The organism is Pseudomonas sp. ADAK2 TE3594, assembly GCF_053628675.1.
The window spans coordinates 559,327-571,265 of sequence record NZ_JBRJGV010000001.1 but is presented as its reverse complement, the minus strand read 5'-3'; the positions used below and the strand labels follow the sequence as shown (position 1 = coordinate 571,265).

12 protein-coding genes are annotated in these 11,939 nt (G+C 59.4%); 9 read left to right on the top strand and 3 right to left on the bottom strand.

What is annotated here, in order from left to right:
* Positions 1-113 precede the first annotated feature (113 nt).
* From AB7M22_RS02500 to AB7M22_RS02490, 3 genes are read left to right on the top strand one after another with little or no spacing between them, the layout of a single operon-like run.
* The gene (locus tag AB7M22_RS02500; RefSeq protein WP_454185129.1) at positions 114-1,235 is read left to right on the top strand and encodes a glycosyltransferase family 4 protein; all 1,122 of its coding nucleotides are present in this window, start codon (positions 114-116) and stop codon (positions 1,233-1,235) included.
* A complete protein-coding gene (locus tag AB7M22_RS02495) occupies positions 1,228-2,004 on the top strand; it encodes a DUF2334 domain-containing protein (protein ID WP_454185128.1) in 777 nt (258 codons plus the stop codon). The genes AB7M22_RS02500 and AB7M22_RS02495 overlap by 8 nt, the downstream gene beginning before the upstream one ends.
* The gene (locus AB7M22_RS02490; protein WP_454185127.1) at positions 2,001-2,996 is read left to right on the top strand and encodes a lysylphosphatidylglycerol synthase transmembrane domain-containing protein; all 996 of its coding nucleotides are present in this window, start codon (positions 2,001-2,003) and stop codon (positions 2,994-2,996) included. Before AB7M22_RS02495 ends, AB7M22_RS02490 begins: the two co-directional genes overlap by 4 nt.
* A gap of 10 nt (positions 2,997-3,006) precedes the next feature.
* Here the strand turns inward: AB7M22_RS02490 and AB7M22_RS02485 are convergent, their stop codons facing one another.
* Both AB7M22_RS02485 and purU read right to left on the bottom strand, forming a co-directional pair.
* Positions 3,007-3,183 carry a hypothetical protein gene (locus tag AB7M22_RS02485; protein WP_454185126.1) on the bottom strand — a complete coding sequence of 59 codons (177 nt, stop codon included), beginning with the start codon at positions 3,181-3,183 and terminating at the stop codon, positions 3,007-3,009.
* Positions 3,184-3,264: 81 nt separating this feature from the next.
* Positions 3,265-4,113 (bottom strand): formyltetrahydrofolate deformylase, encoded by an 849-nt coding sequence (gene purU, locus AB7M22_RS02480; RefSeq protein ID WP_454185125.1) that lies wholly within the window; start codon positions 4,111-4,113, stop codon positions 3,265-3,267.
* Between the two features lie 327 nt (positions 4,114-4,440).
* Between purU and mvaT the strand changes: the two genes are divergently transcribed.
* Positions 4,441-4,818, top strand: coding sequence for a histone-like nucleoid-structuring protein MvaT (gene mvaT / locus AB7M22_RS02475; RefSeq protein WP_007903853.1), 378 nt, complete (start codon positions 4,441-4,443; stop codon positions 4,816-4,818).
* 98 nt (positions 4,819-4,916) lie between these two features.
* Here mvaT and sbcB read toward each other — a convergent pair whose 3' ends face one another.
* Positions 4,917-6,347 carry an exodeoxyribonuclease I gene (gene sbcB / locus AB7M22_RS02470; RefSeq protein WP_454185124.1) on the bottom strand — a complete coding sequence of 477 codons (1,431 nt, stop codon included), beginning with the start codon at positions 6,345-6,347 and terminating at the stop codon, positions 4,917-4,919.
* Positions 6,348-6,529: 182 nt separating this feature from the next.
* Here sbcB and AB7M22_RS02465 point away from each other — a divergent pair, with 182 nt between their 5' ends.
* The 5 genes from AB7M22_RS02465 to AB7M22_RS02445 are packed head-to-tail and all read left to right on the top strand — an operon-like array spanning position 6,530 to position 11,915.
* Positions 6,530-7,255: an RDD family protein gene (locus tag AB7M22_RS02465; RefSeq protein ID WP_454185123.1), complete on the top strand. Its 726-nt coding sequence runs from the start codon at positions 6,530-6,532 to the stop codon at positions 7,253-7,255.
* Entirely contained in the window at positions 7,252-8,229 is a 978-nt protein-coding gene (locus AB7M22_RS02460) for a stage II sporulation protein M (protein ID WP_454185122.1), read from the top strand. Before AB7M22_RS02465 ends, AB7M22_RS02460 begins: the two co-directional genes overlap by 4 nt.
* A complete protein-coding gene (locus tag AB7M22_RS02455; RefSeq protein WP_454185121.1) occupies positions 8,216-9,760 on the top strand; it encodes a DUF4129 domain-containing protein in 1,545 nt (514 codons plus the stop codon). The genes AB7M22_RS02460 and AB7M22_RS02455 overlap by 14 nt, the downstream gene beginning before the upstream one ends.
* The gene (locus AB7M22_RS02450; RefSeq protein ID WP_454185120.1) at positions 9,757-10,920 is read left to right on the top strand and encodes a DUF4350 domain-containing protein; all 1,164 of its coding nucleotides are present in this window, start codon (positions 9,757-9,759) and stop codon (positions 10,918-10,920) included. Before AB7M22_RS02455 ends, AB7M22_RS02450 begins: the two co-directional genes overlap by 4 nt.
* Entirely contained in the window at positions 10,917-11,915 is a 999-nt protein-coding gene (locus AB7M22_RS02445) for an AAA family ATPase (RefSeq protein ID WP_454185119.1), read from the top strand. The genes AB7M22_RS02450 and AB7M22_RS02445 overlap by 4 nt, the downstream gene beginning before the upstream one ends.
* The last annotated feature ends 24 nt before the right edge of the window (positions 11,916-11,939 follow it).

The following is an 11,939-nucleotide window of genomic DNA, read 5'->3' as shown; positions in this document are numbered from 1 at the left end:
AGCGTCCGCCCAAACACCGCACGACTTGCTGCGGCCCCACCACCCGCAAAACCCCAATCGAACATCTATCCTTCATATAGGTCAACCAAAGGGAGAACAACGGTCCCGGAGGGATGTTCATCGTGCATATCGCTGACATAACCATGTTCTACGCCCCTGCCAGCGGTGGCGTGCGCACTTATCTGGATGCCAAGCACCGTCGTCTGGGCAATAAGCCAGGCATTCGTCACAGCTTGCTGATCCCCGGGGCGCATTTGAGTGAACAGGATGGCGTTTACACGGTTCCGGCCCCTGCCTTGCCCTTTGGCAAGGGTTATCGCTTCCCCCTCCGTCTCGCGCCGTGGCGCAATGTTCTGCAGGGTTTGCAACCCGATCTGATTGAAGTCGGCGACCCCTATCTGACTGCCTGGGCTGCTTTAGACGCCAAGCGGCAACTCGATGTTCCGGTGATCGGCTTTTATCATTCGGACCTGCCGCTGCTGGTCAGCAATCGCATGGGTAACTGGGTTACCCCCAATATCGAAGCTTATGTCAGCAAACTCTATGGCAACTTCGACCGGGTTCTGGCGCCGAGTCAAATCATGGCCGATAAACTGATCGGGTTGGGCGTGAAGAACGTTTTTGTACAACCGCTGGGCGTCGACCTGCAAACGTTCAACCCCAGTGCACGGGATCCAGGTTTGCGGGCCGAATTGGGCATCGATGAAAACACTCACCTGCTGATCTTCGCCGGCCGTGGATCAAAGGAAAAAAACCTGCCGGTGCTGCTCAAATGCATGAAACGCCTGGGTCGTCGCTATCACCTGTTACTGGTGGGCTCCTCAATGCCGACCCTGGTACCGCGCAATGTCACCGTCCTCGATGAGTTCTACCCGGCGGCGCAAGTCGCGCGTTTGATGGCCAGTGCCGATGCGCTGGTGCATGCCGGTGATCAGGAAACCTTCGGCCTGGTGGTCCTCGAAGCCATGGCCTGCGGCATTCCGGTGGTGGCCGTGGCGGCCGGGTCTTTTCAGGAAATTGTCACCGATCAATGCGGCCTGCTTTGCGCGCCGAACAATCCAGCCGCGATGGCCAACGCTGTGCGCGAACTATTCAGTCAGGGCAGCGCCGCGCAGGGCAAACAAGCCCGCCGCCATGTCGAGCAACATTACGCCTGGGACACCGTGGTCGACAGCCTGCTGGGGCACTATCACGCCGTACTCGGTACTCAATGGCCACTGACCGCCAATGGTTGAGCCCATGAACGCGCCCAGCCTGTTACTGGTGCTGCACGACGTTGCGCCGCAAACCTGGCCCGAATACCAAGCCTTCGTCGAAGCCGTCGACGCGCTGGGTGAGGTGCCGATCACCTGGCTGGTGGTGCCGGATTTCCACAAGCATAACGACCTGAATGCCTATCCGGCGTTTCGACGTTTACTGACCCGCCGGGTCGCTCGCGGCGACGAACTGGCACTGCACGGTTACTTTCATTGCGATGAAGGACCGATCCCCCTCACTCCCCGAGACTGGTTCATGCGCCGAATCTACACCCATGAAGGCGAATTCTACGACCTGTCACAGGAAGCCGCCCTCACCCGCCTGCGTGCCGGAATCGAGGTGTTCCACCGTTACAACTGGCCATTGGAAGGTTTCGTCGCTCCGGCCTGGCTAATGAGCGAAGGCACCCGCCAAGCCTTGCGTCAGGTACCGCTGCGCTACACCAGCGACTCGCAGCATCTGTATCGATTGCCGGATTTCACCGCGATCGATGCCCCGTGCCTGGTCTGGAGCGCGCGCAGCGCCTGGCGTCGAGGCCTGTCGAAAATCGTCAGCGATCAGCGTGAACAACGCTGGCGCCAGGCTCCGGTGATTCGTCTCGGCCTGCACCCCGTGGACATGCGCCATGAGTTCTCGCGCCACTACTGGCTGCAAACCCTCAAGCGCTTGCTCGATGAGGGCCGCGTGCCAATGACCAAGGCCAACTGGCTGGCACAGCAACGCGACCCCATCGGTCGCGCCGCATGAGCCGCGGGATTCTGCTGGTCGTCGCCCTGCTCGCTGCGGTGCTCATCCCGTCGTTGCTGGGTGGCGGAGAGACATGGTCACGGTTGCAAAGCTTTCCATTGACGTGGCTGTTGATCATGTTCGGCATGATCCTGCTCTGCTGGATGCTCAACACCCAGCGCTTGCGCCTGCTGCTGGGGGATCAGCGCGACAAGATCAGTCGCTTCAAAAGTCTCGGGGTGGTGATGTCCGCCGAGTTCGCCTACTGCGCCACCCCCGGCGGCAGTGGCGGACCGTTGACCATCATGGCGTTGCTGGCACGTCACGGCGTGCGGCCGGCCAGGGGCAGCGCCGTGTTCGCCATGGACCAGTTGAGCGACCTGCTGTTTTTTCTCTGCGCGCTGAGTGGGATTCTGATTTATGCACTGTTCCAGCACCTCAGTCAGCGCATGGAATGGCTGCTGACCGTCAGCGCCGTCTCAATGTTCGGCGGGTTGTTCAGTTGCGTATTAGCGGCTCGCTACCACCGCTCGCTGATTCGTCTGAGTGGTCGGTTGCTCGCTCGTCTCAATGTCAAAGGCAGTACCCGGATGCGCTGGGCGCGAAAGCTCCTGCACTTCCTGGCGGCGTTCACTGACACACTGAAGTTGCCCTTTCAGACATTGATCACGGTGTTTGCACTGACCTGCCTGCATTGGCTCTTGCGCTATAGCGTGTTGTATCTGGCATTGCGCGGGCTGGGCGTGGACTTGCAGTGGGCCTGGTGTTTTCTGATCCAGATGCTGTCGCTGAGTGCCGGGCAGTTCAGCCTGTTGCCGGGCGGTGCCGGGGCGGCGGAACTGACATCGGCGGCGCTGCTGGCGCCCATGGTCGGGAAATCCACCGCGGCGGCGGCGATTCTGATCTGGCGGACAGTGACTTATTACTTCTATCTGGTGGTCGGTGGCCCGGTGTTTTTGCTGATGCTTGGGCGGCCGTTGCTCAAGAAGTTGATGAAGTTCAAGCAGGCTTAAAAGATCTTTTTCAGGAGTCCCCGGATTCATCCTCAGAATCGTCCTGCAACTGCTCCCACAATTCGGCGGCACCGGGAAACTCCGTGCCGTCTTCGGGGCTCAGGTCATCCGGGTCATAGCGACTCAAACAGCCCTCACCCAATGTGGCGGGTGCTTTGGAAGTGGCTTTGTCCAGTGGATCGGCCATGGTCATGTTCTCAGTGCAAAAACGGCGAAGGGCCTGAAGCGATTGAACGCCCAGGCCCTTCGAATTTCAACCGTACAGCTATCAGAACACGACGGTTTTGTTGCCATGCACCAGCAACCGGTCTTCCAGGTGATAACGCAGACCACGGGCCAGCACCATTTTCTCGACATCACGGCCGAAGCGCACCATGTCTTCAATGCTGTCGCTGTGACTCACGCGCACCACGTCCTGCTCGATTATCGGACCGGCGTCCAGCTCTTCGGTGACATAGTGGCAAGTAGCGCCGATCAACTTCACACCGCGCATCGAAGCCTGGTGATACGGCTTGGCACCGACGAACGACGGCAAGAAGCTGTGATGAATATTGATGACTTTATGGGCATATTCGCTGCACAACTCAGGCGGCAGAATCTGCATATAACGGGCAAGTACCACCACTTCGGCCTCGTGCTGTTTAACCAGACGCGAGACTTCGGCGAAGGCCGGCTCCTTGTTCTGTGGATTGACCGGGACATGGTAGTAAGGAATACCGTGCCACTCGACCATGCTGCGCAAATCATCATGGTTGGAAATTACGCAGGCGATTTCACAGTCCAGTTCATCGCTGTGCCAGCGGTGCAGCAAGTCGGCCAGGCAGTGGGATTCGCGGCTGGCCATCAACACCACACGTTTCTTCTGCTCGGTGTCGGTGATGCGCCAGTCCATCGAAAACTCTTCGGCAATCGGTGCAAACGCTTCGCGAAAGGCTTCGATACCGAAAGGCAGCGAATCGGCACGAATTTCGTGACGCATGAAGAACCAGCCACTGAGATTATCCGAGTGATGGCTCGCTTCAGTGATCCAGCCGTTATGTGACGCCAGAAAGTTACTGACTTTAGCAACGATGCCGACGCGGTCCGGGCAAGCAATCACCAGCCGAAAAGTGCGCATGAGGGGGAAACTCCAGAACTTCGCAAAGGCCGCTATTCTAGCGATTGTGCAGCAAAACTGCAGTATTGATGACGTATGGCTTTGCCCGCAGGGCCGGTACAGGTTCTGCAAGCACCAGGCTGCCCCACGCGATGGTGTTCTTGTGGGCAATCTTCAAGAGGTCAACTGTGAATATTTGTGACGCTATTTAACTGCCCCTCCAATGTGTGTCCTGTTCCGCAACTAATTTAAATAAAACTCCGGTTAAATGTTTACTTGATGAAACACCCTGACTATTATTGTCGCACTGTCACCCTGTCATCCAGCGCCCAACATAAGGTAGTCCTCATGTCCTTGATCAACGAATATCGCGCCACCGAAGAAGCTATCAAAGAGCTGCAAGCCCGTTTGAAGAATCTGTCCCAAGACGACAAACTGCAAACCGAGCTGGAATTCGAAGGCAAACTGCGCACCCTGATGGGCGAATACTCCAAATCCCTGCGTGACATCATCGCGCTGTTGGATCCAGAGTCCAAAACCAAGGCTCCACGTGGCGGCGCAGTAAAAACTACCGGCACCAAGCGTGCTCGCAAAGTTAAACAATACAAAAACCCGCACAACGGCGAAGTCATCGAAACCAAAGGTGGCAACCACAAGACTCTGAAAGAGTGGAAAGCCAAGTGGGGCGGTGACGTGGTTGAAAGCTGGGCTACCCTGCTGGGCTAAGCCGCAAGCGTGTCGCAGACTGATCCGCGACCAAAAGAACGCCAGCAAATGCTGGCGTTTTTTTATGCCTGGAATTCAAGCACAGCTTATTCTCGTCTTCAAAGACTCAAACGTTTGCGTAATGCCTGGACATGATTCTGCCATTCATCCAGAACCTCTCGCTGAAACGATGTAGCACTAGTCTTCAATTGAGCAGCCACCTCCAGAAAACTATCCAGCGTATTTGGCGCGCCCCATTCAGGCGCACACAAACGTTTCTGACAGAATATTCGCCAGCGTTCTTGCTCTTCTAGGCTCAACGTATCGGGAAAGTTGCGTGCGCGATAACGAAACAATAATTCAGGCAAACGCTCATCATCGAAAGGCCACTGTTCTTGTGCTAATTGCGCAGGGTCGGCGGCTCTGACTTGCTCACATAGACGCCGGTCCCGATCACCGATAAAACCGTCGTACAACTGTTGCTCGGGGTCTTGGCTCGGAGAAAAATCGTCGCTGGAGTAAATGTCCGACACTTTATCTCGCCAAACTTGTTGTGCGTCACTTAGCCGCAGCGCCCGCTCCTGATAAAGCGCCATATCCAGCCCCAAACGTTGCTGATCCAGAGGACGAAGTACCGATAACGGCGCCACTACCGGGCACTTGTTGATGTGTATGAGCTTGAGCGGCACCGGCAGCTCACCTTCGGCCAAGTCATCGCGGCGGGTATAAAGCCGCTGACGCAAGGTTTCGGCATCCAGGTCGAGCAACCCCTGAGGGTCCAGGTGCAGGTCACAGACAATCAGCGCGTTGCGATTACGGGGATGCCAAGCCAACGGCAGCACCACACCCACATAGTGGCGGGCCGCCGAAAAGCGCCCGGAAATATGCACCATCGGCTGTAACAGCCGAATTTGATCCATCACCTTTTGTTTGCTGCGCAATTGAAACAGCCAGTCATACAACTTCGGCTGTTTTTCCCGAATCAGGCGCGCCAGGGCGATGGTGGCGCGAACATCTGACAGCGCCTCGTGTGCATGCCCGTGATCGATGCCATTGGCAGCGGTCAGACGTTCGAGTTTGAGCGTGACTCGCCCTTCGTCGTCCTTGGGCCAGACGAGGCCATCGGGACGCAAGGCATACGCTGCGCGCACCACATCGATCAGGTCCCAGCGGCTGTTGCCGCCCTGCCATTCCCGCGCGTAGGGGTCGAAGAAGTTTCGATACAGGCTGTAGCGGGTCATCTCGTCGTCAAAACGCAGCGTGTTGTACCCGGCCCCACAGGTGCCGGGCGCCGCGAGCTGGGCATGAACCCGCGTCATGAAATCGGCTTCGCTCAAACCTTGCTCGGCCAGACGCCCGGGTGTAATACCGGTGATCGCGCACGCCGCCGGATGAGGCAGGATGTCGTCACTGGGCTGGCAATAAAGGTTGACCGGTTCGTCTATTTCATTGAGATCGAAGTCGGTGCGAATCCCCGCCACTTGCAGCGGGCGGTCGCAACGGGGGTTGATGCCAGTGGTTTCATAGTCGTACCAGAAGATCGAGGTCACGGGTTGTTCCTGAACTGAAGACCGGCGAAGTCTAGGCGCACATATACCGCCCCGACCAGAATCTTGTCATTCAATCATCTCTGACCACGCACCGTGCAATACATAGTTATGTCGTTTTCACCCAAGAGGCTGCTAGCATCGAACGGAGATCGAATCCGGACCAGGCCACATCAAGGTTGCCCATGCTCGAGACCACAGCACTGCAAAGGAACGCGACGCTGGCCCCGCCACTGGACACGCGGTATCACGTCGAAACGCCCGAAGGCATCGACTTGCCGCTGCGCCCGGCCGGGTTGATGGTACGTGCGCTGGCGTTCGCCATCGACCTGGGCCTGCGCGGGGTGATTGTGGGCCTGCTGTTTATTGTGTTGGCATTTCTGGGAAAACTGGGCGCCGGGCTGGGTTCGATTCTGCTGTTCGTGGTGAGCTGGTGGTACATGGTGCTGTTCGAAGTGCTCAATCAGGGCCGCTCACCGGGCAAGCAATGGATGGGGTTGCGCGTCGTTCATGACGATGGCACGCCGATCGGCTGGTCCGCGTCCTTGCTGCGCAACCTGCTGCGGTTTGTCGATATGTTGCCGTTCGGCTACTTTCTCGGGGCGATCAGTTGCCTGCAACATCCCTCCTTCAAACGCCTCGGCGACCTGGCCGCCGGTACGCTGGTGATCTACCGCGAACAACCGCTCACCCGACCGCAACTGCCCGACGTTCCACCGCGGCGCGCAGCCTTCGCGCTGACGCTGACCGAGCAACGCGCCATCCTCGGGTTTGCCGAACGCCAGGGTGAACTCTCCGAGGCGCGGGCCAACGAGCTAGCCTCGATACTCGCGCAACCGTTGCAGGTACCGACGCCACAGGCGAGGGCCGAACTCAATGGCATCGCCCGTGGACTGTTGGGCCCCACATGAAGCAAAGCCTTTTCGAAAGTCGCCACAGCACCGAATGGGAGCAGTTTGCACTCATGCTTGAACGGCTGGAACGAGGCCGGAGCGCCTCAGGAGTCGCCAGTTTCCCCAGTGACTATCGACGGCTCTGCCAACACCTGGCCTTGGCTCAGGAGCGCGGCTACAGCAGTTTCCTGATCGATTCATTGCAGCAACAGGTCCTGCGCGGGCATCAACAACTTTATCGGCATCGCAGTCGACTGGGTGCCAACGTGTTGAGTTTCATCCTCGCCGATTTCCCGCGACTGGTGCGTGAGCAGTGGCGTTTCGTGCTTGCCGCCAGCCTGTTGTTTTTTGGCAGCCTGATCGGCATCGCGTTGCTGGTGTATCTGTTCCCGGAGCTGGTCTACAACCTGATCCCGGCCGAGCAGGTCAGTGAGATGCAAAGCATGTACGACCCGGTCGCCGGCCACCTGGGACGTTCGGCCGAACGGGCAGCCAGTGAAGACTGGGTGATGTTCGGTTACTACATCATGCACAACATCGGCATTGCTTTTCAGACCTTCGCCAGCGGTTTGCTGTTTGGCCTGGGCAGCGCGTTTTTCCTGTTCTTCAACGGTTTGATGATCGGTGCGGTGGCCGGGCACCTGACGCACATCGGCTATGGGCAAACCTTCTGGTCGTTCGTGATCGGCCATGGCGCCTTCGAACTGAGTGCCATCGCCCTGGCCGGCGCCGCAGGCCTGCAACTGGGCTGGGCTTTGATCGCGCCGGGACGTTTGCCCCGCGCCGAGGCCTTGCGACTGGCGGCGCGCAAGAGCGTGTTGCTGATTTGTGGGGTCATGCTGTTTCTGCTGATTGCGGCGTTTATCGAAGCCTACTGGTCGTCGCGGACCGGGCTCGCGCCGTTGACCAAATACCTGGTCGGCGCGGCGCTCTGGTTGTTGGTGGTGACTTATCTGCTGTTTGCCGGACGGACTCGCCATGCGCCTGAGTGATGCCAGTGTGGTGATCCGCCCGCGCACGACCTGGGAAGCCATGGACCTGGGAGTGCTGCTGAGCCAGCGTCATCGACGCCTGTTGATGACCAGTTGGGCCATCATGACCTTGCCGATCTTCGCCCTGCTCACCTTGCTGCTGTGGGATTCCCCCTCCCTTGCCGTGTTCCTGTTCTGGTGGCTCAAACCGGCGTTCGATCGGCTGCCGCTGTACATCCTGTCCAAAGCCATGTTTGGCGAAACGCCCACGCTGAAACAGGCCCTGCGCCAATGGCCGCGCCTGCTCAGGCCACAATTGCTGGCCAGCCTGACCTGGCGCCGCCTGAGCCTGAGCCGCAGTTTTCTGATGCCGGTGGTGCAACTCGAAGGTCTGGCGGACGAAGCACGCCAACAACGTTTGCGTGTACTGCTGCAACGCAACGCGGGTGCCGCCCAGTGGCTGACGATCATCGGCGTACATCTGGAAACCGCGCTGTGGATCGGCTTGATGGTGCTGTTCTACATGCTCTTGCCGCAACAGGTCGAACTCGACTGGGGCTGGCAGACCTTGATCACCGCCGCCACCCAGGACTGGCGCTGGCTGGAACACCTGACCAATACCTTTTACGCTCTGGTGCTGATTGTCTGGGAACCGATCTATGTGGCCTGCGGTTTCAGCCTTTATCTGAACCGGCGCACGCGGCTGGAAGCCTGGGATATCGAACTGGTCTTTCGCCGATTGCGCCAACGCTTGACCAGCTCGGTCGTCACGCTACTGCTGGCCGCGATCCTGCTGGTGCCGACGGTGCAAAGCGTCTGGGCCGCCGAACCGGTTATCTCACCGGACTCTGCGCGCCTGCTCGACCAGCCACTGACCAGCCAGGCATCCCGGGACAGCATCAAGGCCATCCTCGATCAACCACCCTTCAAGAATAAGGAAACGGTCACGCGTTATCGTTTTGGCGAAGACAAACCCGCCCCCGATACTGCGGGCGATGGTCAAACGCTCGCTTGGCTGAAGGCGCTGTTCAGCTTGCTGGACAGCCAACGCTTCGGCGTATTGGCCAACCTGATCGAAGTGTTGCTGTGGAGCACAGTGATCGGCGCCATTGGGCTGTTGATCTGGCGTTACCGCGACTGGCTGCGGGCCTTTGTCAGCCGCCGCCCCACATTAAATCGCAAAGTCGCGCGGCCGTTACCCCAGCAGGCGTTCGGCCTGGACCTCAACCGCGATACCCTGCCCGCCGACATCGCCGCCAGCGCCGAAAGCCTCTGGCAGACCCATCCCCGCGAAGCCCTCGGGTTGCTCTATCGCGCCCTGCTCAGCCACTTGCTGCACGACTTCAACATGGCGCTCAAACCCGCCGACACCGAAGGCGAAGTTCTTCAGCGCGTCGAACAACTGCAACAACCTGCCTTGCTGGCCTTTAGTAAAAACCTCACCGGGCACTGGCAAAACATGGCGTATGGGCATCGATTGCCCCCCGCGCATTTGCAACAGGAACTCTGTGACGGCTGGCGCACGTTGTTCGGCCCGGGAGCGGTCCGTTGAACCGGCGTTTGTGGCTTTCGGTCGGTGCGTTCATCGCCCTGCTGGTGATCGCGCTGAGTGTTTACCTGTACTTCAAGGCCATACCCTATCCAGCAGAAATCGATCACGGCCCATCGCCCGAAGCCCAGGCCAACCCCTATCTGGCGGCCGAGCATTTTCTGCGCAAACAGGGCCTGACCGTCAACCACGCCAACAGCCTCGACATCTTGCCGACCCTCGAACCTCATCAGCGCAGTTTGTTGTTGCTCGGCGATCGGGCGAATATGTCGCCGCGACAGGTGAATCAGGTGTTGAACTGGACCCGGGCCGGTGGGCGTCTTTTGTTCATCGCCGAAGCCCTGTGGGATGAGAAGACCGGTCAGAGCAATGACCTGCTGCTCGACCGGGTGCAGGTGCACCAGTTCCTGAGCAAAGACCTCAAGGACCCGCCACCCGATCTCCTCGACGACCCCTACCCCAAACTGACCAAGCTCTATCTGGAAAATGAAGAGGCGCCGGCCTACGCCGGCTTCGATACCGCGTTCCACCTCGACGACCCGAAAAACCTCGCTCAGGCCTGGGCCAACAGCGGCAAGGCCACGCACATGATGCAGCTGAGTCACGGGCTGGGTTCGATAACAGTGGTCACCGACGCCGACCTCTGGAAAACCCCGGCCATCGACCAGTACGACAACGCCTGGCTGCTGTGGTACCTGACGGCCGACACTGACGTGACGCTGCTGTTCAATACCGATCACGACAGCTTGCTGACCTTGCTGTGGCGCTACTTTCCACAAGCCTTGGTGGCCCTGATCGCCTTGATCATTTTCGGGTTCTGGCATGTTGGCGTACGTAACGGCCCGTTGCTGGAGCCGGCCACCAGAGCCCGCCGCCAGCTTCAGGAACACCTGCGTGCCAGTGCCGATTTCATGCTCCGTCACAACGGTCAGCACAGCCTGTTGCAAGCGTTGCAACAAGACATCCTGCGTCGTGTCCGTCACCGTCATCCCGGTTTTGAACAACTCGGCGTTGCCGAACAATGGCTGGTGCTCGCACGACTGACTGGCCAACCCACACGCGCCATCAGCCAGGCCATGAGCCCGCGACCGAAGCAGCGGCTACCCAGTGCTGAATTCAGCCGTCAGGTCGCCCACCTGCAAACCTTGAGGAACGCCTTATGAGTGAGATCGAGCCCGGCACACAGACCCACGCCGCCCAGCAGCGCCAGCGCGCCAGCCAGTTGGCCCAAGCGGTAAGAACAGAATTGCAAAAAGCCGTGATCGGCCAGAACATCGTGATCGACGATGTGCTCACCGCCCTGATCGCCGGCGGCCATGTACTGCTCGAAGGCGTGCCGGGGTTGGGCAAGACGTTGTTGGTGCGCGCCCTCGCTCGCTGCTTCGGCGGTGAATACGCACGCATCCAGTTCACCCCGGACCTGATGCCCAGCGATGTCACCGGGCACGCGGTGTACGACTTGCAAACCGAGCAATTCAAACTGCGCAAAGGGCCGTTGTTCACCAACCTGCTGCTAGCCGATGAGATCAACCGCGCTCCGGCGAAAACCCAGGCGGCGTTGCTTGAAGCCATGCAGGAACGCCAAGTCACCCTCGAAGGCCGCGCCCTGCCCATCGCGCAACCGTTCATGGTACTCGCCACGCAAAACCCGATCGAACAGGAAGGCACTTACCCGTTGCCGGAAGCCGAACTCGACCGCTTCATGCTCAAGGTGCGCATGGACTACCCCGATGCCGATCAGGAATTGGACATGGTGCGCCAGGTCAGCCGCTCGACCCGTGCCGACATGCTTGATGTGCAACCACTGCGCACCGTGTTGCAAGCCAAGGACGTGCTGGCCTTGCAGCGCATTGCCAGTGATCTGCCCATGGACGATCAGGTACTCGATTACGCCGTGCGCCTGGCCCGCACCACCCGGACCTGGCCGGGGTTGACCCTGGGCGCCGGGCCACGCGCATCAATCGCCCTGGTACGTTGCGCCCGCGCGCGGGCCTTGTTGCGCGGCGGCGAGTTTGTGATTCCCGATGACATCAAAGGCTGCGCGCTGGCCGTTCTGCGTCACCGTGTGCGAATTGCCCCGGAGCTGGACATCGAAGGGCTGGAAGTCGATCAGGTGCTCAAGCAACTGCTCGATCAAGTGCCGGCGCCGCGGCTGTGAACACCGTGATCGAGATCCGCGTCG